We start from the raw sequence: 20,916 nt of genomic DNA on the forward strand, positions 1-20,916 counted from the left end.
GCGGTCACGCCTCGTCGAGGTGATCGAACAGGCCGGGCTGGCGCACCGGTTCGCGCTCGCGGAACCCCCCCAGCCCGACGCCAACGAGGCGATAGCGCGTGTCATCCGGCAGGTCGACGCGCGCGCGCAGCGCCAGCGCGATATCGCGCAGTTCTTCCAGCGTGTCCGGCGGCGACTCCGGCGTGAAGCTGCGGGTGATGATGCGGAACTGCGCGGTCTTCAGCTTCAGCACCACCGTATGCCCGACCCGCTCGGTTCTGCGCGTTGCCTGCCAGGTCTTCGTGGCCAGCTCGACGATGGCCGCGTCCAGCGCATCCAGCGGCAGGTCCTCGGCGAAGGTGTCCTCCGAGGAGATCGACTGCACCGGCTGGTCCGGTTCCACCGGGCGCTCGTCGATGCCGCGTGCGCGCCGGTACAGGCTGGCGCCGAAGCTGCCGAAACGCGTTTCCAGCACCTCCAGCGGCAACGCGCGCAGATCGCCCACGGTGACGATGCCCAGTTCGGCCAGCTTGCCTTCCATCACCTTGCCCACGCCGGGTACCCGCTTGACCGGCAACGGCGTAAGGAACTGTTCGACTCGATGCGGCGGCACCACGAACTGGCCATCCGGCTTGCGCCAGTCCGAGGCGATCTTGGCCAGGAACTTGTTCGGCGCGATCCCGGCCGACGCGGTCAACTGCGTTTCCTCGCGGATCTGCGCCCGCACGATCGCCGCGATCTCGGTCGCCACCGTCATGCCGCCTTTGTGCACGGTCACGTCCAGGTAGGCCTCGTCCAGCGACAGCGGTTCGACCAGGTCGGTATGCCGCAGGAAAATCTCACGCACCTGGCGCGACACTGCCTTGTAACGGGCGAAGTCGGGCGGCACGAACACCGCGTCCGGACACAGCCGCTCGGCACGCAGCGCCGGCATCGCCGAGCGGATGCCGAACACCCGCGCCTCGTACGACGCCGCGCACACCACCGAGCGCGCGCCTTTCCACGCCACCACCACCGGCCGGCCACGCAGCGCGGGGTCGTCGCGCTGCTCCACCGACGCGTAGAACGCGTCCATGTCGACGTGGATGATCTTGCGGAGGGCGGGCACGGCGTGACGGACTCGGGTCAGATGAACAAGATTACAGCCACACGCTTGAGTATGGTCTTTTCATAACAACAACATGCGTTTTTGAACCTGAAAACACTACGCTGGCGTACGGTTAAAACGTTTGATTGAAACGATTTTCCTCTGCACTCTTGAACACTTGTCTTTTATCAAGAGCAGCCGAGCGGCGCTCGGATGTACCCGATGACAACTTCAGGATTGCGCTTTTCATGACTCGTCTCAACGCGTTCTCGCGCGAACAGCTGCTGGCCAGCGCCCGCGGCGAACTGTTCGGCCCGGGCAGCGGTCGCCTGCCCAACGATCCGATGCTGATGTTCGATCGCATCACCGATATCCGCGAGGACGGCGGCCCACACGGCAAGGGACTGGTACGCGCGGAACTGGATATCCGCCCGGACCTGTGGTTCTTCGGGTGCCACTTCATCGGCGACCCGGTGATGCCCGGTTGCCTGGGCCTGGATGCGATGTGGCAGCTCACCGGCTTCTACCTGACCTGGCTGGGCGCTCCCGGCCGCGGCCGTGCATTGGGCTGCGGCGAGGTGAAGTTCACCGGCCAGGTGCTGCCCGAGGCCAAGCAGGTCAGCTATGAAATCGACATCACCCGCGTCATCAACCGCAAGCTGGTGATGGCGCAGGCCGACGCCCGCATGCTGGTGGACGGCCGCGAAATCTACACCGCCAAGGACCTGCGTGTGGGTCTGTTCACTTCCACTGAGAACTTCTGATGCGTCGCGTCGTCATTACCGGAATGGGCATCACTTCGTGCCTGGGCAACGATCTGGACACCGTGTCCACCGCGCTGCGTGAAGGCCGCGCCGGCATCCGCACTCTGCCCGACCACGCCGACGCCGGCCTGCGCAGCCACGTGGGCGGCAACATCGAACTGGACCTGGACGCACAGATCGACCGCAAGCTCAAGCGCTTCATGAGCGACGCGTCGGCGTATGCGTACATCGCCATGCGCGATGCGATCGCCGATGCCGGCCTGGAGGCCGACCAGGTCGCCAACCCGCGCACCGGCCTGATCGCCGGTTCCGGCGGCGGCTCCAGCCAGTGGCAGGTCGAATCGGCCGACATCCTGCGCGCGCGCGGCGTGCGCAAGGTCGGCCCGTACATGGTGCCGCGCACGATGTGCTCCACGGTGTCGGCATGCCTGTCCACCGCGTTCCAGATCAAAGGCCTGAGCTATTCGCTGTCGGCCGCCTGCGCGACGTCGGCACATTGCATCGGCGCCGCCGCGGACCTGATCCGGCACGGCGCGCAGGACGTGATGTTCGCCGGTGGCGGCGAAGACCTGCACTGGTCGATGAGCGTGATGTTCGATGCGATGGGCGCACTGTCCACCCGCTTCAACGAAACCCCGGCCAGTGCCTCGCGCCCGTACGACAAGGACCGCGACGGCTTCGTCATCGCCGGTGGTGGCGGCATGCTGGTGCTGGAGGATTACGACCATGCCGTTGCGCGTGGCGCACGCATCTATGCCGAGCTGGTCGGCTATGGCGTCACCTCCGATGGCGCCGACATGGTGGCACCGTCGGGTGAGGGCGCGGTGCGCTGCATGAACATGGCAATGGCCAATCTGTCCGCCCCGATCGACTACCTCAACACGCACGGCACCTCGACCCCGCTGGGCGATGTCACCGAGCTGAAGGCGGTGCGCGAGGTGTTCGGCGAAAACGTGCCGCCGCTGTCGTCGACCAAGGCGCTGTCGGGCCATTCGCTGGGCGCCGCCAGCGTGCACGAAGCGATCTACTGCCTGCTGATGATGCGCGACGGCTTCATCGCCGGCTCGGCCAACATCGGCGAGCTGGACCCGCTGGTGGAAGGTTTCCCGATCGTGCGCGAAAGCCACAATGCACAGTTGAACACGGTGATGTCCAACAGCTTCGGCTTCGGCGGCACCAACGCTGCGCTGGTGTTCGGCCGGGTGTGAATCCAGGCGGACCACGCGCGAAGGAAAGCCCGGCCAAGCGCCGGGCTTTTTTCTGCGCGGCCAGGTAGGGGCCATCCGCGCGCACCGGTCGAGCCGACTGGACGTCGGCTCTACCTGGTGGGCAGCAAAGGCAGCAGGAGCGTGCGGGCGTCGAGCAGCGAGTCGACGATGCGGTGACCCAGGGCGCGGAGCGCGTCGTCAGGGCGCACCAGGTCCGGGACCTGGATGGCCGTCATGCCGGCGCCTACCGCGGCGCGGATGCCGGCCGGCGAATCTTCCAGGGCCAGGCAGCGCGCGGGTGCCTTGCCCAGCTTCTGCGCGGCCAGCAGGTAGATGTCCGGCGCCGGTTTGGGATGGGCCACGTCGCTGCTGGTGACCACCACCTCGAAGAACGGCAGCAGCCCCGCCGCGTGCAGCTTGCGCGACGCACGCGGCTGCCGCGTGGAGGTGGCGACCGCGCGCGGAATGTCATGCGCCTGCAGCAACTGAAGGATGTCCACGATGCCCGGCCGCAGCGGCAGGCCCGCCTGGGTACGCGCCTCGTACAGAGCGTGGCAGCGCGCGAACAGCGCGGCGACCTGCCCGGCAGGGATGTGCTCCAGCAGCAGGCGCTCGCAGTCACGGTCACCCAGGCCGACCATCCCCAGCCAGAAGTCCTCCGCGAACGGCAGCTGCAGCTCCCGCGCCGCCGCCGACCAGCAGGCGATCGACACGCGTTCGCTGTCGATCATCAGGCCATCCATATCGAAGATGACGGCGTCGGGCAGGAACGGCAGCGCGGCAATGGCGGTCATGGGACGTCGAACAGGGTGTCCAGGTCGGTGGCATCGAGCATGCGCCACTGGCCTTCGGCCAGGTCGCCCAGCGACAACCCGCCGATGCGGCTGCGGTGCAGCGCTTCTACATGGTTGCCGACGGCGGCGAACATGCGACGCACCTGATGGTAACGGCCTTCATGCAGCACCAGCTGCGCCTGGCGCGGTGACCGCACGTCCAGTTCAGCGGGCAGCAAGGGCTTGTCGTCCGATTCCAGCAGCAGCGTGCCGCTGGCGAACCGGCTCACTTCATCGCCCCGCAGGTCCTCGGCAAGGGTCACCTCGTAGGCCTTGTCCAGGCGCGACTTCGGCGAGACGATCCGGTGCAGCAGCGCGCCATCGTCGGTCATCAGCAGCATCCCGCTGGTATCGCGGTCCAGCCGGCCCACCGAGGACAGCACCGGCGACCGCTCGCGGAAGCGCGGCGGCAGCAGGTCGTAGATCAACCGGCCGGTGTCCTTGGTGGAGCAGGTGTAACCGCGCGGCTTGTGCAGCAGTACGGTCAGCCCCTGCGGCGGGTCCAGCGGCTCGCCTTCAACACGGATCGCCTCATGCGCAACCACGTCGTCGGCGTACAGCACCTCGCCGTCAGCGTCGGTGATCAGGCCGGCACGGAACATCCCCTGCACCTGCTTGCGGCTGCCATAGCCGAGGTTCGCCAACAGCTTGACCAGCTTCATGCGCGGCCTCCGCGGCCCCACGTCGGCTCGGTGCTGCGCGGGGTCCTGACGGGGGTGGGGCTCCTGCTGGCCTTGGTGGCCTCGATCAGCTTGAAACCGTCGCGCTCGGCCGCCACGCGCACCTGGCCGAAGCTCTCATTGAGGATCTGCTCGTACGGCAGGTGGCGGTTGGCCACCAGCCACATGCGCCCGCCCGGGCGCAGCGCCTCCGCCGCCACGGCGATGAACCGCTGGCCGATGTCGGGGCGGTCGGCACGGGACGGGGTGTGGAACGGCGGATTGGTGACGATGAAGTCGTACCGGCCTTCGATGCCGGCGGTGACATCGTGCCAGTGGTAGTTCAGCGCGGCCGGCTTGCCCAGCGCGGCCAGGTTGGCGCGCGCCAGTGCCAGCGCGCGACCTTCGGCTTCGTACAGGTCCAGCGCGGTCACGCCCGGGCAGCGGGCCATCACTTCGGCCGAGAGGTAACCGAAACCGCTGCCCAGATCGGCGCCGACGCCGGCCAGGTCGGCCGGCAGCTGCTCGACCAGCAGCGCCGAGGCCGGATCGATGCGATCCCACGCGAAGATGCCCGGGCGGCTCTGGAAGCGCCCGCCGAGGATGGCGCGCGGTGCGTCAAGGCTGGCCCAGCGCTGTGCCAGCGCCACGTCGTGCTGGCCGTTCAGCGGTGCGGTCCAGTAGGCACGGCAATGGTTCTTGGTGAGTTTTCCGCCCAGACCGGCCAGCGACTGCAGATCGCTTTCGCCGGAGCGCGCGCCTTCGTTGTTGTGCTGGCAGGCCACGACGGTGCCGCCCGGCGCTGCCAGCGCCAGCGCGCGTGCGAACAGGGCGCGTGCCTCCTCGCGCTGGCGCGGCGGCAGCACCAGCACCAGCGCATAGCGGGTGGTGTCATCGATCAGCTGCTGCTCATCGCGCACCTGCCAGCCACTGGCCTCCAGCGCATCGGCGAAGGGGCGGAAGCTCTGCTCGCAGACCAGCTGCGCCGGCTGGGCGTGTTCGCGCAGCGGCCAGCCGTCGCGGGCGCGCAGGAACAGCACCGGGCCGGCGGGCCAGGACAGCGCGCCGTTGGCGAACGGCAGGAACAGGGTTTCCAGGGGGGCGTCGTGCTGGGCAGCCATGCAGGGGGGCACATCGTCAAAAGAGGGGGCCATTCTACCGGTTCGTCCGTAGGGCCCGGTTTTGCGTTTATTCAACGTCCCGTTGATGCCACGGCAACACCCGTGCCGTCAGGGTGGAGGCTCCCCTCGAGATGGAGATGACTCATGCGTGCACTGTTTGTCGGCGGCGTGGTGGACAACAGCGAAATGGACCTGGAGGGCAACCACCCGCCGGTGCACTACCCCGAGGACACCGGCGGCGGCCATTCGCGCTACCGGCTGCACCAGGTGGGCAAGACCGCCGATGGCACCGTGGCATATGCGGTGTACGGCGCGCCGGACATGGCCGATGACGAAGTAGGCAGGATCGCCGACGAACGCGCCTATGCGCGCCGTTTCGAGGCCGAAGCCGAGGTCTTCACGCACTGAACGACGCGGTGCCCGGCACTGCGGTGCCGGGCGCAGGCTCACTCGCGCGGCGGCAGCTGGCGTACGGCGGCGATGCTGTCCAGCCATACGAGGTGCTGCTGCACCGGCGCATCCAGGTCATCCAGGCGCAACTGGCCGTTGCTGCCTTCGTTCTCCGCGGCGTCGCGGTACTGCTGCACGGTGGGCTGCACCGCCACCGTGCCGAGCAGGCGACGGCCATCGACGAGGGTCAGCTCCACCTGGGTCTGGCCACGCAGCTGCGGCAGCAGCGCCTCCAACGCGGCGATGTCGGCGGGGTCGGTATGCACGGCGGGGGCAAGGCGGGACATGGCGTTCTCCGGACTACGGCAGCCCAGTGTGCCAAGCCGGGCGTATACGGCCCGGCAACACGGCTAGCGCGCGGCCAGCACCGTCCGTACCGCTGAGACCAGCTGCGCCACCGAATAGGGCTTGGCCACGTGCTCCTGGAAGCCGGAGGCCAATGCCCGCTTGCGGTCGTCGGCACGGGCCAGCGCCGTGACCGCCACGGCGGGCAGCACCTGGGCGTCCACGCCGATGTCCTCGCGCAGGGTCCGCACCAGACCGTAGCCATCCATGCCGGGCATGCCGATATCGGTCAGCAGCACGTCAATCGCGGCGTGTCCACCCGCATCGAGCAGGGCCAGGGCCTCGCCGGCCGAGGCGGCCGCCGTGACCTGGGCCCCCTGCTCTTCGAGCAGTCGCCGCAGGTACTCCAGCACTTCCGGCTGGTCCTCCACGGCCAGCAGGTGCAGGCCCTTGAGCGGGAAGGGCTCGATGATCTGCTCGTTGATCGGGCCACTGAACACCTCGCGCAGCGGGCGCCCGTCGGCCTGCGGCTGGTAACGCGGCAGACGCACGGTGAACGTTGCGCCGTGGCCCTGGCCATCGCTGCTGGCCGCCACCGCACCCCCATGCAGTTCCACCAGCTGCTGCACAATCGCCAGGCCCAGGCCCAGGCCGCCATGCCGGCGGGTGGTGGTGCCGTCGGCCTGACGGAAACGGCCGAACAGGTGGCGCAGGAACTCGGGGGCGATGCCGTCGCCGGAATCGGTCACGGTGATCGACCAGTGCCCGGCATCGGCAGCCAAGGTCACCGCGACGGTGCCCTCGGCGGGGGTGAACTTGATCGCGTTGGAGAGCAGGTTCCACAGTATCTGCTGCAGGCGCGTGGCATCGCCCAGCACCAGACACGGGTCGTCGGGCAGCACCAGGCTGGTGTTCAGCGCCTTGCCCTCGGCTACCAGCTCCTGGGCGCGCATCGCCTCGATCAGCTGCGCGCGCAGGTCCAGCACTTCCACTTCCAGCTGCACCTTGCCCAGCAGCATGCTGCTCAGGTCCAGCATGTCCGAGATCAGGCGCTTCTGTGCCATTGCGCTGTTGGCGATCACGCCCAGCCCTTTGTACATCGGGCTGGTCTCATCGATGCGCTGGAGCAGCAGTTCGCTCCAGCCCAGGATGGTGGTCAGCGGTGTGCGCAGCTCATGCGACAGCGTGGCCAGGAATTCATCTTTGACCCGCGCCATGTTCTCTGCGGCGCTACGCGCGGCGCGTTCGGACTGCAGCAGCTCCTCGCGCGCCATTTCGATTTCACGCCGTTCGGTCACGTCCGGGCTGCTGCCGGCCAGGCCGATGAAACGACCCATGCGCGAGAAGCGCGGGCGCGCGTTCATTTCCAGCCAGCGCCACTGGCCATCGGCGCGCCGCCCGCGTACCAGTGCATGCATCGACCGCTGCGCCTTGAGTGCTTCCTGCAGTTCGTACTCGAACACGGAGGCATCGTCGGGGTGCACCAGGCCGCGCCAGACATCCTCGGGCACACGCTGTTCGTCGCCGCCGAAAAACTCGGTGAAGGCACTGTTGACGAAGCGGGCGTGGCCACGCTCGTCCAGCACCCATACCGGCATCGGCAGGCCATCGGCCAGCGCGCTGAAGCGCGCCTCGCTTTCGGCCAGTTCCACTTCGATCTGCTTGCGTGCGGTCACGTCGAAGAACAGCACCGCCACGTGGTGATCGGCCGGATCGCCCACCCGCACCGCTTCCACCGAATACCAGCGTGACAGCGCGCGGGCCTCCAGCTCGAACTGCAGCGGTGTGCCGGTGCGTGCCACCTGCCCGTACAGCCGGTACCACTCCGGTTCATGCTGCGGCTGCAGCGCCTTCATGCGCTTGCCGACGGCATCAGTGATACCGGTATTGCGCTCGAAGGCGTCGTTGACCTCCAGGAAGCGGTAATCCACCGCATGATCGCCATCAAACAGCACTTGGATGATGCAGAACCCGGCATTCATCCGTTCCAGCACCCCGCGGTGCAGGACGGGGTCAGACGCCGGGATCATGACCGGGGGACGTTCCAGGGTGGTAGGGGGCAGGCTGGACAAAGGCGTCAAGTGGGCAACTGGCGTAACAGAGGGACACAGGATGTTCCAGAGCGCGTATTCGCAGCGTCAAGCGCCAAGGGTGGGATTGACGCCGATGAATTGGCGGCAACGCCGGTGGAGCGGGCGCGGTGGAAGGATTGTCCCTCACCCGGATCAGGATCACACTGCCTTTCGTATTCCCTGTCTCAATGACGCAGGAGGACATGCCATGAAACGTTCGATGATCATCAGCACCGCGCTGGCGTGCGTGCTGGCGATGGGGGCGGCCCAGGCCGCGGGCCCAAGGACCGTGACGGACCCGCAGGCCCCGCGGGCGCTGAGCGGCGATGGCCCGGTGCGCGTGCAGTGGACCGATCCGGCGCAGTTCACCGAGATCCGCAAGAGCACCAATCGGTTTGATGCGGAGCGCGGGAACTGGGTGCAGCAGTTGGGCCAGTACGTGCAGACCGCCGCCGGAAAGCAGTTGCAGCCGGGTCAGACGCTGGATGTGACGCTGACCGACATCAAGCGCGCCGGCGACTATGAGCCGTGGCACGGCCCGCGCGCCAGCGACGTGCGGATCATGCGCGACATCTATCCGCCGCGCATCTCGCTGACATTCACCCTGAAGGATGCGCAGGGTACGGTGGTGTCCCAGGGCGAGCGCACGCTGGTGGATACCGGCTACCTGCACAACATCGGCCTGCAGAGCGATACCGACCCGCTGCGGTACGAGAAGAAGCTGCTGGACGACTGGATCCAGCGTGACGTGCGCGCGCCGGCCACTGCCAGCCGCTGAACGGGCGTGGCACCCCGGAAAAAGGCGGCGCCCCTGCGGGTGCCGCCTTTCTTTTACCGGGCCGGCGCTGCGGGTCAGGCGTGCAGAAAACGGCGCGGCACGCGCTTGACCCCACACGGCAGCTGATAGGCGCTCACCCCGCACAGCGGCGCCAGCACATCCAGCCGCGGCGACGCGCCCCACAGGGTCACGGTGCTGCCGATGCCGGCCTGCGGCAGATCGGTGAGGTCCACGGTCAGCATGTCCATCGACACCCGCCCGATCACCCGGCCGGGCTGGCCATCGATCTGCACCGGGGTGCCATTGGGGGCGAACTGCGGGTACCCATCGGCGTAGCCCAGGGCGACCACGCCGACCCGCGTGCGCTCCTCGGCGACGAAACGGGCGCCATAGCCGACCGGCTCGCCCGCTTCGATCCAGCGCTCGGCGAAGATCTTCGATTCCATCGTCATCACCGGGCGCAGGCGTTCGGTCGCCATCGATGCGACCGGCAACGGGTTGGCCCCATACAGCATCAGGCCCGGGCGCACCCAGTCGCTGCGCACATCCGGCCAGCCCAGCAGCGCGGGCGAATTGCACAGACTGGTCTCACCGGCAAGCCCCTCGATGGCGGCCGCGAAGACGGCGGCCTGCTCGCGGGTGCGCGGGCTGTCCAGTTCATCGGCGCGGGCCATGTGACTCATCAGTACCATCGGCCCGACCTGCGGCAGCGCGCCGAGACGGGCGTGCGCGGCCCGGAAGTCGGCCGGCGACAGGCCCAGCCGGTGCATGCCGCTGTCCAGCTTCAGCCAGATGCTCAGCGTGGCCGTGGTCTGGAACGCGGCGACGGCGTCGACCTGCCAGGGCGCCGCCACGGCGAACCACAGGTCGTGCTGGACGATCAGCGGCAGTTCGTCGGCGTCGAAGAAGCCTTCCAGCAGCACGATCGGGGTGGTGATGCCGGCCTCGCGCAGTTCCAGCGCCTCTTCGATGCAGGCCACGCCGAACGCATCGGCGGCCTCGTCCTGCAGCGCGCGCGCGCAGGCCACGGCACCGTGGCCATAGGCGTCGGCCTTGATCGCGGCCAGGGTCTTGCGGCCGCCACCGAGCTCACGGGCCAGACGGTAGTTGGAGCGCAATGCATCCAGGTCGATCAACGCGCGGGCGGGACGCATGCTTCAGGCTCACTATGACGTACGGATGCGGCCGCGTGGCCGTAACGGAAGATATCCAGGCCTTCGGTGCTGATCTGCGGCTGGCGCGCGCTCATCAGGTCGGCGAGGTAACGGCCGGAGCCGCAGGCCATCGTCCACCCGAGGGTGCCGTGGCCGGTGTTGAGGAACAGGTTGCGGTACGGCGTGGCGCCGATCACCGGGGTGCCATCGGGCGTGGCCGGGCGCAGGCCGGTCCAGAACTCGGCGCGGCTCAGATCGCCGCCCTCCGGGTACAGGTCACGCACGACCTTCTCAAGGGTGGCGCGGCGGCGCGGCGACAGGGACAGATCGAAGCCGCCGACCTCGGCCATGCCGCCGACGCGGATGCGGTCGTCGAAGCGGGTCACGGCCACCTTGTAGCTTTCGTCCAGGATGGTCGAGGTAGGCGCCATTGCCGGGTTGGTGATCGGCAGCGTCAGCGAGTAGCCCTTCAGCGGGTACACGGGCAGGCGCAGGCCGAGCGGGTCGACCAGGGCCGGCGAATAGCTGCCCAGCGCGACCACATAGCGGTCGGCGGTTTCCAGCGCGCCGTTGATGTGCACTCCGGTGATACGGTCGCCCTGGGTCTGCAGGCCGGCGATGTCCTGGTCGAAGCGGAACTCGACACCGGCATCGACGCACATCTGCGCCAGGCGACGGGTGAACAGCTGGCAGTCGCCGGTCTGGTCACGGGGCAGGCGCAGCGCGCCGACCAGGGTGTCGGCAACGGCGGCCAGCGCCGGTTCGTGGGCGATGATGCCGGCCCGGTCCAGCACTTCGTAGGGCACGTCGTACCGGGCGAGAATTTCGATGTCCTGGGCCGAGGCATCCAGCTGCTGCTGGGTGCGGAACAGCTGGGTGGTGCCGAGGTCGCGGCCTTCGAACTGGATGCCGGTCTGGGTGCGCAGTTCATTGAGGCAGTCGCGGCTGTACTCGGACATGCGCACCATGCGCGCCTTGTTGATGGCGTAACGCGCGTGGGTGCAGTTGCGCAGCATCTGGGCGAGCCAGCGGTACTGGTGCCAGTCCAGGCCGGGCCGGATGGCCAGCGGGGCATGTTCGGAGAACAGCCATTTGACCGCCTTGAGCGGCACGCCGGGGGCGGCCCACGGTGAGGTGTAGCCGAATGACAGCTGGCCGGCATTGGCGAAACTGGTTTCCAGCGCCGGACCGGGCTGGCGGTCGACGACCGTGACTTCAAACCCGGCCTGCCGAAGGTACCAGGCACTGGTGGTGCCGATTACCCCACTGCCAAGGACTAGAACGCGCATGACACTTCTCCAACCCGATCATTCCCTGCACATAAGCGTGCCGGGACCACAATTGAGGAAGTATAGTCAGCCGAAACCAATCAATTCGCCTGTTTTTGGGAGTTGAGGCAGGATATTGTCCTGCAAACATCCTCGAGAGGCTGACACGATGGCCGTACGCGCGCGCGAGCTGGACAAGATCGACCGGAAGATCCTGCGCATTCTGCAGGCCGAGGGCCGGATTTCCTTCACCGAGCTGGGTGAGCGGGTGGGCCTGTCGACGACGCCCTGCACGGAGCGGGTACGTCGGCTGGAGCGCGACGGGGCCATCACCGGGTACTACGCCAAGCTGGATCCGCACTACCTCAAGGCGAGCCTGCTGGTGTTCGTGGAAATCAGCCTGGCGTACAAATCCGGCGACATTTTCGAGGAGTTCCGACGGGCGGCGCTGAAGCTGCCGAACGTGCTTGAGTGCCATCTGGTGTCCGGCGATTTCGACTACCTGCTCAAGGCACGGATCAGCGAGATGGCCTCCTACCGCAAGCTGCTGGGCAGCACGCTGCTGACACTACCGCACGTGCGCGAGTCGAAGAGCTACATCGTGATGGAAGAAGTGAAAGAGACGCTGACGCTGCCGATTCCCGACTGACAGACGCAGAAGGCGGCGCGCAGGGTGCGCACCGCCTTGATCATTGCGTGTAACGCGTCAGCGCTGCTGTTTCGAGTCCGGGTGGCGCTGCTGGTCCTGCTGCTTGCCGCCCTTCTGGTTCTGCTGATCCCACTGCTGCTGGTTCTGCTGGCCCGCCTTCTGGTTCTGCTGCTGACCCTGCTGTTCCTGCGGTGCCTTGCCGGGATTGCGGTTCTGCTGGTTAGCCATGATTGCACTCTTCTCGAAATGCCTTGGGGGATGCGCTGTGTAGTGCGGCGCACGCACAGCGTCCGTGAAAAACGGTTAATCGCAGGCGAAAAAGCGGTGAGCTTGCACGTTGATGCGGATGACTGGGGGACGCGGTTGTGAAGCGTTCATGCGCTGGCCCGCTCACTCACTCGTGCACGCATGCACATCGCATCGGAACCAGAACCCAGGGTCCGGGATTGCCGCAGAGGCCGTGCGCGACCATCAGGATGACGGTGTGCGCACGTACGGGCGTGCGCTGCTTCGCTCCTACGCAGTCTGCGACGCTCTATGGCCGGATCTGTTGTCCGCCAGCGCTGGGAACCGAGTCGTAATACCTGCCGGTGCGCGTATCCAGCACGCGGTTGGGGCCGACCTGTCTGGCGCCGGGGATGATGCGGCCGTGACGGTCGTAGACCTTGGGCTGCAACGCGGGGCCCCGGAGGGGGGCCGTGCCGGCCGGGCCTTTGCTCTGGATGGGATGGGTGCGCAGCTGCTGTTGCACCTGGCTGTTGGACTTCACCGGGGCCAACTCGCCGGAAAGGCTGTCGGCCGGTGCGGGGCGCACGGGCGTGGGCAGCGGCGCCGGGGCCGGTTGCGGCGCGACCACCGGTCGGGTGGCGGTGGGTGATGGCGGGGGGCCGATCTGCGCCAATGCCGGGAGCGGCAGCAGAAGCAGCAGCACGGCACCGAGGCGGCGTGGGCGGTTCATGGCGGGCTCCTGGTTGGGGGGACAGGACGTCACCTTGCGCCCGCGCGGGTATCAGCACGATGAACGCAGCCGCTTGAACGCCCTGCCCGCCGGCCCAATCTTGCCGGTACGCCCCCGAGGAACCGCCAATGACCGCTTTCGACCTTGCCCCGCCCAGCGCCGACCAGCGCCAGGCACTGATTGCCGGGCTCAGTGCCGACGAGCAGCGCGTGCTGCTGCACCACGGCACGGAGGCCCCGTTCTGCGGGGTCTTCCTGGACAACAAGCAGCACGGCGTCTACGGCTGCCGGCTGTGCGGTCTGCCGCTGTTCCGCTCCAGCACGAAATTCGACTCGGGGACCGGGTGGCCGAGCTTCTTCGCGCCGTTCGACCCGGCCCATGTCCGCGAAATCCGTGACATCAGTCACGGCATGATCCGGACCGAAATCGTTTGCGCGCGGTGTGACAGCCATCTGGGCCATGTGTTCCCGGACGGCCCGCCGCCGACCCATGAGCGGCACTGCCTGAACTCGGTCTCGCTGTCGTTCACGCCCAATGGCACGCCGTATCCGGACCCGCTGCGGCGGGGCGGTGCCGAGGCCGGCCCCGCCAGCTGACGGACCCGGGGTGGCGGCGAGGATCTCCGCGTCCTGAAAACTGTGACGTCCAACCAACGCCCCCCTTCAGAAAAGCGGGGGCCGGGCCGACATGGAGGTATCCCCTCCCCGCGTCCGCCCCATGCTCATCATCGTTGGACTCCTCGTCGTCATCCTCAGCGTGCTTGGCGGCTATGTCGGCGCGCACGGCAAACTGGCTGCCCTGTGGCAGCCCTATGAACTGGTCATCATCGGTGGCGCGGCGCTGGGCGCGTTCCTGATCGGCACGCCGATCAAGACCGTCAAGCAGACCCTGCAGGCCACGGTGGGCGTGTTCAAGGGCCCGCGCTACAAGCAGCAGGACTACATCGATGTGCTGAGCCTGCTCTACGAACTGCTCAACAAGGCCCGTCGCGAAGGCTTTATGGCGCTGGAAGACCATGTCGAGCGGCCGGCCGAGAGCGCGATCTTCGCCAACTACCCCAAGGTGCAGGCCGATCACCATCTGGTCGACTTCATGACCGACTGCCTGCGCCTGATGATCGGCAGCAACATCGAGCCGCACGAACTGGAGCCGCTGCTGGAAATGGAGCTGGAAAAGCACCATGCCGAAGCGATGCAGCCTGCGGCCGTACTCAACAAGGTCTCCGACGGCCTGCCCGGTTTCGGCATCGTGGCCGCCGTGCTGGGCATCGTGATCACGATGGGCTCGATCGGTGGTGAGATCACCGAAGTGGGCGCACACGTGGCCGGCGCACTGGTCGGTACGTTCCTGGGCATCCTGCTGGCCTACGGCTTCGTCGGCCCGCTGGCGGCGGCCGTGGAGGCCCGCGCCGAGCAGGACAGCCGCATCTATGAGTCGGTCAAGACCGCGCTGCTGGCCTGCCTGCGTGGCTACAACCCGAAGATCGCCCTCGAATTCGCCCGCAAGACCCTGCCGTCCAACGTGCGTCCGGGCTTCAGCGAGTTCGAGCAGCATCTCAAGACGGTCAAGTAAGGCACCCTCATGGCCGAGAACAAACCCACCGTCATCGTCCGCCGGGTCAGGAAGGCCGGCCACGCCGCCCATCACGGGGGTGCCTGGAAGGTGGCGTACGCCGATTTCGTGACCGCGATGATGGCGTTCTTTCTCGTGCTGTGGCTGATGGCGGCCACCACCAAGCCCGAGCGCGCCGCCATTTCCGAGTACTTCCGCAATCCCAGTCCGCTGGCCGGCCAGAGCGCCACGCCAGCGCCGGGCATGGCCGGCCCTGGCGGCGCCAGCACCTCGATGATCAAGCTGGGCGGCGCCACCGACATCTCGCGCGGCAACAGCAACGATCCCTTCCATGACCAGCAGGCTGCCAAGCCGGTTCCGCAGACCGAGCGCGAACGGGAACAGCAGCAGCTGGAAGCGCTGAAGAAGGAGCTGGAGGAGGCGATCAGCAAGAGCCAGGCGTTGGAGCCGTTCAAGGACCAGCTGCTGCTCGATCTCACCCCGGAGGGGTTGCGCATCCAGATCGTGGACAAGCAGAACCGGCCGATGTTCGACATGGGCAGTGCCGCGCTCAAGCCGTACACGCGCGAGATCCTGCGCGAGCTGTCGCAGTTCATCAACCACGTGCCGAACCGGATCAGCATCACCGGCCATACCGACACCACCGCGTACACCGCCGTGCATGGCTACAGCAACTGGGAGCTCAGTGCCGACCGCGCCAATGCGGCCCGGCGCGCGCTGCTGGATGGCGGGATGACCGAGGACAAGGTCACCCGCGTGGTCGGGCTGTCGTCGTCGGTGCTGTTCGACAAGACCCAGCCGGACAATCCGATCAACCGCCGGATCAGTATCGTGGTGATGACCAAGGCCGCCGAGGCAGCGGCGCTGGCCGGTGCGGGCCAGGAAGTGGCGTTGTCGCCGACCGCCCAGGACGCCGACATCCAGGCGACCCAGGGCGTGCCGGCGCGGCCGGCAGCACCGGTGGTACCGGCGCCCGTCTCGCCCTGAGACGGGCTGGCCGGCGACGCGGGTGCGGAATCCGTGGAGCCGGCCGACGGCCGGCACTACAATGACGGTCTTTCCCGTACAGATAGACCGTTCCCATGTCCAAGCAGTCCAAGGCCAAGCGCGACAAGCGCAAGAAGCAGCAGCCCAAGCGTCCGATCCAGCGCCTGAACGCCCAGCAGCCGGTGCAGAACCACGCCGTCCTGCAGAACGAGGAAGGCCAGGTGGTTGCCGCGATCGGCCTGCAGGGCACCGAATGGCTGCTGGCCATCGGCGGCCAGACGATGGGCAACGCGGACAACCCGATCCCGATGCTGGCCATGCTCAAGCACCTGTCCAATGTCCAGGAGAAGGAAGGCCGCAAGGTCACTCTGGAATACTCGACCCAGATGCAGCAGATGATCGACGACCTGGCCGCCGAAGAAGGCAAGACCGCCGACGAGTACCTGGCCCAGCTGGTGTCCGAGTTCGAAGGTGTGGACGGTGAAGACGAAGCCGCCGACGGCGACGCCGATGCCGGCACCGAGGTGGCTGCCGATGCCGCCGATGCCGCTGACGCTCCGGCTGCCGACGCCACCCCGGCCGACGCCGACGCGCAGCCCAAGGGCTGATCGCGGCCCCCGGTGACGGTCTATGTGGACGATGCGGTACACCCCTGGCGCGGCGAGCGCTGGGCGCATCTGATGGCCGACACCCTGCCCGAGCTGCACGCCCTGGCGGCGCAGCTCGGGATTCCGCGGCGGGCCTTCCAGAACCGCCGCAGCGGCGCGCACTACGACGTAACCGCCCCGATGCGCCTGCAGGCCATCGCACTGGGCGCGCGGCCGATTTCGCGCCACACCGACCGCGCCCTGGTCAAAGCAGTGATCGCCAACGCCCGCGCGCAGTACGCGCCCTGACCCCCATCGCGTGGTTGCCGGCCACACTCGGCCGCCCCACAGCCGGCGCCTCCGCTGGTGTCAGAACGGATCGCTGCCCGGCCGCACTTCCACGCCCAGCAGCGAGCACAACGCAAGCATCGCGTCATCGTCGCGGCTGAGCGCCATCCAGCCTGCCAGGCCATCGGTACCGGCATCCACGCTCCACAACGAATAGTTGTGCTCGCGCAGGCGGTCGTACGCCGTGGCCATCAGCTGCGGGGCGTCCACGCCGGCAGCGAAGTCTTCGTCGTCCAGGTCGCCGCCCCAGTCCAGCTGCAGGTTCCAGCGCGCGGACAGTTCGTTGACCGCCGACATCAGCGCATCGGCATCGCCGCGTTCGACCTCGAAGCCGGACTGCCAGGCGATGGCCGTCAGCAGCGGGGGCAGCCACTCGGCCTCTTCATCGATCTCCTCGCCGCTTTCCAGCAGCGTTTCGCGCCAGCGGTTGAACTGCTGCAACGCCAGTTCCTCGTCGCCCGGGTTGATCAGGACGAACAGGTTCCAGATGCGCGCCTCGAAGTCGTCTTCGTCGAAATCGCGTTCTTCTTCTTCGAAGTCGAAATAATCGCTGTTGTCGGGCATGACCGGTATTCCTGGAGGCAGGGGCGCATTCTGCCGTGGGATGGCGTTGGCAGGAAGCGAAATTCGGCCTGGGCGCCGCTGCGGTTTATCCTGTACGGCAGAAGATGGCCGTGGTGGCCGTCAGTACCCGATGACCATGAGCGATACCCCTCCCGATCACCTGGCGATCAACCCGGCCAGCCCCTTCCACGACGCCGCCGCGCTGGAGCGCGGGGTTGGCATCCGCTTCAACGACGTCGAGCGCGACAACGTCGAGGAGTATTCGGTCAGCGAAGGCTGGATCCGCGTGCAGGCCGGCAAGGCGCGTGACCGCCGCGGCAACCCGATGACGATCAAGGTCAAGGGCACCGTGGTGGCTTACTACCTGGACCAGAAGGCCGAGTAACCGGTCCACCGGCCCGCGGTCGGTGGCTGCCCGGGATTGGCGGCTGGGCCGTCAATCCCGTTGCCGGGTTTCCAGCAGATCCAGGTTGCGGATCAGCCGGCGCGAGACCTCATCGGAGATCTTGCCGCGCCGGGTCAGGCGGAACAGCTCTTCACGCTCGGCGGTGAGACCGGCGGTGCGCAGCTGCCGGTAGCCCTGCTCCATCCGCTTCACCTTTTCCGGATCGGCATCGGGTCCGTTGTCCTTCTCCAGATTGCGCTGGTACAGCAGGCTGACCCGCGAGGCGGCATCGTTGTAGAGCTGCACGTTCTCGGTGGTCTGGTTCTGCACCAGTTGCTGGCGCATGCGCTCCACGCCGGCCAGGGCCGCCTTGGAAGCGAGCTTGCGGGCCAGGTCCTCGGCCTTGCGGTCACCCGAATCGGCGGGCAGCTCCAGTCCCTTCAACAGACGCGGCAAGGCCACGCTGGCGCCGATCAGCGACACCAGGATCACCGCCGCCGCCAGGAAGATCACCAGATCGCGCGCCGGGAAGGCGCTGCCATCGGGCAGGAACAGCGGCAGGGTCAGCACGCCGGCCAGGGTGATCGCGCCGCGTACGCCGGCGACCGACGTTGCCACCACCACCCGCCACGGCGTGCCCTGCTGGACTTCGCCACGGTGGCGCGCACGCAGCAGGCTCCAGCGCAGCGACAACCATACCCAGGCCAGGCGCAGCACCACCAGCGCCAGGTTGATCACCACCACGTACACCAGCAGCCACCACGGACTGTGATGGCCACTCTCGCTGACGGTGGTGATCGCGCGCTCGACGATGCCCGGAAGCTGCTCGCCGAGCAGCACGAACATGATGCCGTTGAAGCTGAACTGCAGCATCCCCCACACCGCGGCACGCTGCACGCGCATGCTGCCGGAGACGCGGCCGGTCAGCTCGACATAGCTCATCGTGATGCCTGCGGCGACGGCCGACAGGATGCCCGAGGCATTGGCTTCTTCGGCCAGCAGATAGGCCGCGAAGGGAATCAGCAGGTTGACCAGCAGCGCCGCGCCCGGCTCCTCGCCGAAGCGCCGCCACAGCCAGCGCTGGAAGGTGGACACGCCCAACGTCACCGCCACGCCGATCGCCAGGCCCGCCACGGCCACCCACAGGAAGGTCAGCGAGGCGCTGGCCAGCGAGAACGTTCCGGTCATTACCGCCGCCACCGCGAAGCGGAAGCAGACCAGTCCGGACGCATCGTTGAGCAGCGACTCACCTTCCAGGATGTGCATCAGGCGTTTGGGAATCGGCGCACGCGCGGCGATCGACCCGACCGCCACCGGATCGGTGGGCGAGATGATCGCGGCCAATGCGAAGGCCACCGCCAGCGGCATCACCGGAATCATCCAGTGAATCAGCAAGCCCGCACCGATCACGGTGAACACCACCAGCCCGAAGGCCAGTTCCAGGATCACGCCCTTGTCGCGGAACAGGCCCTGTTTGGGAATGCGCCAACCATCCAGAAACAGCAGTGGCGGCAGGAACAACAGGAAGAACATCTCCGGTTCCAGCGCGTGGCCGCGGTTGAACACGCCGGCGATCACCGCCCCGAGGCCGATCTGCACGAGCGGCAACGGCAGCGACAGCGGCAGGACCCGGACGAGGTAGCCGCTGGCCACCACGGCCACCAGCATCGCCAGGACGACTTCAATGGTATGCATGCATTTTCCAGTGGGCAGCGCGGGGGGAGGCTGCGGACAGCCGGCGCCGGAAACGGAAAAAACGTACCACACCCCTGCCGTCGCGCGAACGCGCGCGTGCGCGTCGGCTCAGTGGAGGGACAGCCGATGCTGCGTGGTCCATCGGATAGTCCGTTGCCGCATGCCGCACACCGGGTGGCCCTGCACATCACGCGTGGCGATGCCGGGGCTCATGGTCCCGCACTGGCTGAAGCCGGCCGGGCGACATCACCGCCATCGAAGCGGTAGATGTCCATCGCCAGGAAACCGGCATCGATACCGGCATCGATGCGCTGCGCGCCCAACGTGTCCGCACCGGCCGCGCCCATCGCGACGTACAGCGGCTGCAGGTGTTCATCGGTGGGATGCGCGCGCTCGGCATACGGTGCCTGGCGGCGGTAGTCGAGCAGCGCGGCGCTGTCGTCGGCCGCCAGCCGCTGCTCCACCCAGTCGATGAAGGGCCGCACATAGGGTGCGTCCTTGCCGTCCTGGTAGTGGCCCCAGTCATGCAGGTTGTGGGTGATGCTGCCCGATCCGATCACCAGCACCCCCTGCTCGCGCAACGGTGCCAGCGCGCGGCCCAGCGCCAGTTGATGGGCCGGCCCGAGCAGCGGCTGGATCGCCAGCGGAACCACCGGAATGTCCGCCTGCGGGTAGAGGAAGCGCAGCGGCACCCACGCGCCGTGGTCCAGGCCACGAGCGGCATCGATCACCGTCGGCAGTCCGGCCGCCCCCAGCCGCTCGGCAACCTCGCGGGCCAGCGTCGGATCGCCCGGCGCCGGGTACTGCAGGTCGAACAGCGCCTGCGGGAAGCCGCCGAAATCGTGGATGGTCGGCGGCCGCGGGTGCCCGCCGACCGCCGGCTGGCGGGTCAGCCAGTGGGCCGAGGCCATGACGATCGCGCGCGGGCGCGGCAGCGTGGCGGCCAGGTCGGCCAGGCGCTCACCGACCAGGCCGGGGTTGAGCGCGGTCATCGGCGAACCGTGCGAGATGTACAGCGACGGCAGACGGGTCATCGGAAGCTCCAGTAAGAGGCGGGGGGGCGTGGGCAGATTCAGCGCGAGGCCAACGTCCATTTGCCGTCGCCAATGCAGAACAGCACCAGCAGGGCCAGCGCCCAGAACGCCGGGTATTCCCAACCGCCCCCAGCGTTGGCGAAGCTGAAGCCGTTGGCGCCGTGAACGGTAACGATGGTGCCCAGCAGCAGCGGCACGCCGATCAGGCCGACCCAGCGCGCGAAGAGGCCCAGCAGGAGCGCGGCGGCGAGGGTCAGCTCCAGGGCGATGGTGGCGTAGCCCAAGGCACCGGGCAGGCCCAGCGACTGGAAATAGGCGGCGGTGCCGGCCGGGGTGAACACCAGCAGCTTGGTCAGCCCGTGGACGAGGAACAGCGCCCCCAGCGCCCAGCGCAGCGCGGTCGCGCCATAGGGGGCCAGGGAGGCGGTACGGTGGGCGGGGGCGTGCATGGGAAACCTCGGCGGAGTGCGGTGTGGACA

Annotated in this window: 25 protein-coding genes; 11 read left to right on the top strand and 14 right to left on the bottom strand. The window is 67.8% G+C overall.

Translation table 11 applies throughout. The features are described 5' to 3' along the window. Nucleotides 1-4: 4 nt before the first annotated feature. Complete coding sequence (gene dinB / locus OC534_RS06610; protein ID WP_017355695.1) at nt 5-1,087, bottom strand: DNA polymerase IV; 1,083 nt, start codon at nt 1,085-1,087, stop codon at nt 5-7. 227 nt (nt 1,088-1,314) lie between these two features. Between dinB and fabA the strand changes: the two genes are divergently transcribed. Further along, the gene (gene fabA / locus OC534_RS06615; RefSeq protein WP_017355694.1) at nt 1,315-1,830 is read left to right on the top strand and encodes a 3-hydroxyacyl-[acyl-carrier-protein] dehydratase FabA; all 516 of its coding nucleotides are present in this window, start codon (nt 1,315-1,317) and stop codon (nt 1,828-1,830) included. Then, nucleotides 1,830-3,038, top strand: coding sequence for a beta-ketoacyl-ACP synthase I (fabB, locus tag OC534_RS06620; protein ID WP_136003535.1), 1,209 nt, complete (start codon nt 1,830-1,832; stop codon nt 3,036-3,038). The genes fabA and fabB overlap by 1 nt, the downstream gene beginning before the upstream one ends. 110 nt (nt 3,039-3,148) lie before the next feature. Here fabB and OC534_RS06625 read toward each other — a convergent pair whose 3' ends face one another. The 3 genes from OC534_RS06625 to OC534_RS06635 are packed head-to-tail and all read right to left on the bottom strand — an operon-like array spanning nt 3,149 to nt 5,651. After that, entirely contained in the window at nt 3,149-3,832 is a 684-nt protein-coding gene (locus tag OC534_RS06625; RefSeq protein ID WP_017355692.1) for an HAD family phosphatase, read from the bottom strand. Further along, nucleotides 3,829-4,533, bottom strand: a complete 705-nt coding sequence (locus OC534_RS06630) for a pseudouridine synthase (protein ID WP_017355691.1) — start codon at nt 4,531-4,533, stop codon at nt 3,829-3,831. Before OC534_RS06630 ends, OC534_RS06625 begins: the two co-directional genes overlap by 4 nt. Then, nucleotides 4,530-5,651 (bottom strand): class I SAM-dependent methyltransferase, encoded by a 1,122-nt coding sequence (locus OC534_RS06635; protein WP_262071584.1) that lies wholly within the window; start codon nt 5,649-5,651, stop codon nt 4,530-4,532. Before OC534_RS06635 ends, OC534_RS06630 begins: the two co-directional genes overlap by 4 nt. Nucleotides 5,652-5,795: 144 nt before the next feature. On the opposite strand from OC534_RS06635, the gene OC534_RS06640 reads away from it, so the two are divergent. Continuing rightward, nucleotides 5,796-6,059 carry a hypothetical protein gene (locus OC534_RS06640; protein ID WP_017356497.1) on the top strand — a complete coding sequence of 88 codons (264 nt, stop codon included), beginning with the start codon at nt 5,796-5,798 and terminating at the stop codon, nt 6,057-6,059. Nucleotides 6,060-6,097: 38 nt separating this feature from the next. Here the strand turns inward: OC534_RS06640 and OC534_RS06645 are convergent, their stop codons facing one another. Continuing rightward, nucleotides 6,098-6,388 (bottom strand): DUF3247 family protein, encoded by a 291-nt coding sequence (locus tag OC534_RS06645; RefSeq protein ID WP_017356498.1) that lies wholly within the window; start codon nt 6,386-6,388, stop codon nt 6,098-6,100. Between the two features lie 63 nt (nt 6,389-6,451). Next, nucleotides 6,452-8,416 carry an ATP-binding protein gene (locus OC534_RS06650; protein ID WP_136003530.1) on the bottom strand — a complete coding sequence of 655 codons (1,965 nt, stop codon included), beginning with the start codon at nt 8,414-8,416 and terminating at the stop codon, nt 6,452-6,454. 250 nt (nt 8,417-8,666) lie between these two features. On the opposite strand from OC534_RS06650, the gene OC534_RS06655 reads away from it, so the two are divergent. Then, nucleotides 8,667-9,236, top strand: coding sequence for a DUF3016 domain-containing protein (locus OC534_RS06655; RefSeq protein ID WP_017356500.1), 570 nt, complete (start codon nt 8,667-8,669; stop codon nt 9,234-9,236). 74 nt (nt 9,237-9,310) lie between these two features. Here the strand turns inward: OC534_RS06655 and alr are convergent, their stop codons facing one another. Continuing rightward, complete coding sequence (alr, locus tag OC534_RS06660; RefSeq protein ID WP_166472573.1) at nt 9,311-10,390, bottom strand: alanine racemase; 1,080 nt, start codon at nt 10,388-10,390, stop codon at nt 9,311-9,313. After that, a complete protein-coding gene (locus tag OC534_RS06665; protein ID WP_153164940.1) occupies nt 10,369-11,679 on the bottom strand; it encodes a D-amino acid dehydrogenase in 1,311 nt (436 codons plus the stop codon). The genes alr and OC534_RS06665 overlap by 22 nt, the downstream gene beginning before the upstream one ends. Nucleotides 11,680-11,827: 148 nt before the next feature. On the opposite strand from OC534_RS06665, the gene OC534_RS06670 reads away from it, so the two are divergent. Then, nucleotides 11,828-12,307, top strand: a complete 480-nt coding sequence (locus tag OC534_RS06670; RefSeq protein ID WP_017356503.1) for an Lrp/AsnC ligand binding domain-containing protein — start codon at nt 11,828-11,830, stop codon at nt 12,305-12,307. Between the two features lie 57 nt (nt 12,308-12,364). Here the strand turns inward: OC534_RS06670 and OC534_RS06675 are convergent, their stop codons facing one another. Further along, a complete protein-coding gene (locus OC534_RS06675) occupies nt 12,365-12,535 on the bottom strand; it encodes a hypothetical protein (RefSeq protein WP_017356504.1) in 171 nt (56 codons plus the stop codon). A gap of 307 nt (nt 12,536-12,842) precedes the next feature. Beyond that, nucleotides 12,843-13,265, bottom strand: a complete 423-nt coding sequence (locus tag OC534_RS06680) for a hypothetical protein (RefSeq protein WP_017356505.1) — start codon at nt 13,263-13,265, stop codon at nt 12,843-12,845. Between the two features lie 128 nt (nt 13,266-13,393). On the opposite strand from OC534_RS06680, the gene msrB reads away from it, so the two are divergent. From msrB to OC534_RS06705, 5 genes are all read left to right on the top strand, one after another. Next, complete coding sequence (msrB, locus tag OC534_RS06685) at nt 13,394-13,861, top strand: peptide-methionine (R)-S-oxide reductase MsrB (protein WP_017356506.1); 468 nt, start codon at nt 13,394-13,396, stop codon at nt 13,859-13,861. A gap of 121 nt (nt 13,862-13,982) precedes the next feature. Then, the gene (gene motA / locus OC534_RS06690; protein WP_017356507.1) at nt 13,983-14,837 is read left to right on the top strand and encodes a flagellar motor stator protein MotA; all 855 of its coding nucleotides are present in this window, start codon (nt 13,983-13,985) and stop codon (nt 14,835-14,837) included. 9 nt (nt 14,838-14,846) lie between these two features. Next, nucleotides 14,847-15,824: a flagellar motor protein MotB gene (gene motB / locus OC534_RS06695; RefSeq protein ID WP_017356508.1), complete on the top strand. Its 978-nt coding sequence runs from the start codon at nt 14,847-14,849 to the stop codon at nt 15,822-15,824. Between the two features lie 95 nt (nt 15,825-15,919). Continuing rightward, nucleotides 15,920-16,432, top strand: a complete 513-nt coding sequence (locus tag OC534_RS06700) for a hypothetical protein (RefSeq protein WP_136003522.1) — start codon at nt 15,920-15,922, stop codon at nt 16,430-16,432. Between the two features lie 12 nt (nt 16,433-16,444). Next, nucleotides 16,445-16,720: a DUF4031 domain-containing protein gene (locus tag OC534_RS06705; protein ID WP_017356510.1), complete on the top strand. Its 276-nt coding sequence runs from the start codon at nt 16,445-16,447 to the stop codon at nt 16,718-16,720. 60 nt (nt 16,721-16,780) lie between these two features. Here the strand turns inward: OC534_RS06705 and OC534_RS06710 are convergent, their stop codons facing one another. Then, complete coding sequence (locus OC534_RS06710; RefSeq protein WP_017356511.1) at nt 16,781-17,323, bottom strand: hypothetical protein; 543 nt, start codon at nt 17,321-17,323, stop codon at nt 16,781-16,783. A 136-nt stretch (nt 17,324-17,459) separates the two neighbouring features. Between OC534_RS06710 and OC534_RS06715 the strand changes: the two genes are divergently transcribed. Then, a complete protein-coding gene (locus OC534_RS06715; protein ID WP_026070836.1) occupies nt 17,460-17,708 on the top strand; it encodes a DUF3297 family protein in 249 nt (82 codons plus the stop codon). 51 nt (nt 17,709-17,759) lie between these two features. Here OC534_RS06715 and OC534_RS06720 read toward each other — a convergent pair whose 3' ends face one another. From OC534_RS06720 to OC534_RS06730, 3 genes are all read right to left on the bottom strand, one after another. Continuing rightward, the gene (locus tag OC534_RS06720; RefSeq protein ID WP_017356513.1) at nt 17,760-19,403 is read right to left on the bottom strand and encodes a Na+/H+ antiporter; all 1,644 of its coding nucleotides are present in this window, start codon (nt 19,401-19,403) and stop codon (nt 17,760-17,762) included. 209 nt (nt 19,404-19,612) lie between these two features. Beyond that, complete coding sequence (locus OC534_RS06725; protein ID WP_017356514.1) at nt 19,613-20,437, bottom strand: class III extradiol ring-cleavage dioxygenase; 825 nt, start codon at nt 20,435-20,437, stop codon at nt 19,613-19,615. A 38-nt stretch (nt 20,438-20,475) separates the two neighbouring features. Next, nucleotides 20,476-20,886, bottom strand: a complete 411-nt coding sequence (locus OC534_RS06730) for a DoxX family protein (RefSeq protein ID WP_136003518.1) — start codon at nt 20,884-20,886, stop codon at nt 20,476-20,478. Between the last annotated feature and the right edge of the window lie 30 nt (nt 20,887-20,916).

It is taken from the genome of Stenotrophomonas sp. Marseille-Q5258 (assembly GCF_946900935.1).
Lineage (GTDB): Bacteria > Pseudomonadota > Gammaproteobacteria > Xanthomonadales > Xanthomonadaceae > Stenotrophomonas > Stenotrophomonas nematodicola.

Bases quoted from the DNA above. Each gene is read 5' to 3' on its own strand.
- fabA (WP_017355694.1), top strand. From the start codon at position 1,315: ATGACTCGTCTCAACGCGTTCTCGCGCGAACAGCTGCTGGCCAGCGCC.
- motA (WP_017356507.1), top strand. From the start codon at position 13,983: ATGCTCATCATCGTTGGACTCCTCGTCGTCATCCTCAGCGTGCTTGGC.
- motB (WP_017356508.1), top strand. From the start codon at position 14,847: ATGGCCGAGAACAAACCCACCGTCATCGTCCGCCGGGTCAGGAAGGCC.
- OC534_RS06680 (WP_017356505.1), bottom strand. From the start codon at position 13,265: ATGAACCGCCCACGCCGCCTCGGTGCCGTGCTGCTGCTTCTGCTGCCG.
- msrB (WP_017356506.1), top strand. From the start codon at position 13,394: ATGACCGCTTTCGACCTTGCCCCGCCCAGCGCCGACCAGCGCCAGGCA.
- OC534_RS06650 (WP_136003530.1), bottom strand. From the start codon at position 8,416: ATGATCCCGGCGTCTGACCCCGTCCTGCACCGCGGGGTGCTGGAACGG.
- OC534_RS06630 (WP_017355691.1), bottom strand. From the start codon at position 4,533: ATGAAGCTGGTCAAGCTGTTGGCGAACCTCGGCTATGGCAGCCGCAAG.
- OC534_RS06730 (WP_136003518.1), bottom strand. From the start codon at position 20,886: ATGCACGCCCCCGCCCACCGTACCGCCTCCCTGGCCCCCTATGGCGCG.
- OC534_RS06700 (WP_136003522.1), top strand. From the start codon at position 15,920: ATGTCCAAGCAGTCCAAGGCCAAGCGCGACAAGCGCAAGAAGCAGCAG.
- OC534_RS06655 (WP_017356500.1), top strand. From the start codon at position 8,667: ATGAAACGTTCGATGATCATCAGCACCGCGCTGGCGTGCGTGCTGGCG.
- OC534_RS06645 (WP_017356498.1), bottom strand. From the start codon at position 6,388: ATGTCCCGCCTTGCCCCCGCCGTGCATACCGACCCCGCCGACATCGCC.
- OC534_RS06665 (WP_153164940.1), bottom strand. From the start codon at position 11,679: ATGCGCGTTCTAGTCCTTGGCAGTGGGGTAATCGGCACCACCAGTGCC.
- OC534_RS06635 (WP_262071584.1), bottom strand. From the start codon at position 5,651: ATGGCTGCCCAGCACGACGCCCCCCTGGAAACCCTGTTCCTGCCGTTC.
- OC534_RS06710 (WP_017356511.1), bottom strand. From the start codon at position 17,323: ATGCCCGACAACAGCGATTATTTCGACTTCGAAGAAGAAGAACGCGAT.
- OC534_RS06670 (WP_017356503.1), top strand. From the start codon at position 11,828: ATGGCCGTACGCGCGCGCGAGCTGGACAAGATCGACCGGAAGATCCTG.
- OC534_RS06625 (WP_017355692.1), bottom strand. From the start codon at position 3,832: ATGACCGCCATTGCCGCGCTGCCGTTCCTGCCCGACGCCGTCATCTTC.
- OC534_RS06715 (WP_026070836.1), top strand. From the start codon at position 17,460: ATGAGCGATACCCCTCCCGATCACCTGGCGATCAACCCGGCCAGCCCC.
- OC534_RS06725 (WP_017356514.1), bottom strand. From the start codon at position 20,437: ATGACCCGTCTGCCGTCGCTGTACATCTCGCACGGTTCGCCGATGACC.
- OC534_RS06640 (WP_017356497.1), top strand. From the start codon at position 5,796: ATGCGTGCACTGTTTGTCGGCGGCGTGGTGGACAACAGCGAAATGGAC.
- alr (WP_166472573.1), bottom strand. From the start codon at position 10,390: ATGCGTCCCGCCCGCGCGTTGATCGACCTGGATGCATTGCGCTCCAAC.
- fabB (WP_136003535.1), top strand. From the start codon at position 1,830: ATGCGTCGCGTCGTCATTACCGGAATGGGCATCACTTCGTGCCTGGGC.
- OC534_RS06675 (WP_017356504.1), bottom strand. From the start codon at position 12,535: ATGGCTAACCAGCAGAACCGCAATCCCGGCAAGGCACCGCAGGAACAG.
- OC534_RS06720 (WP_017356513.1), bottom strand. From the start codon at position 19,403: ATGCATACCATTGAAGTCGTCCTGGCGATGCTGGTGGCCGTGGTGGCC.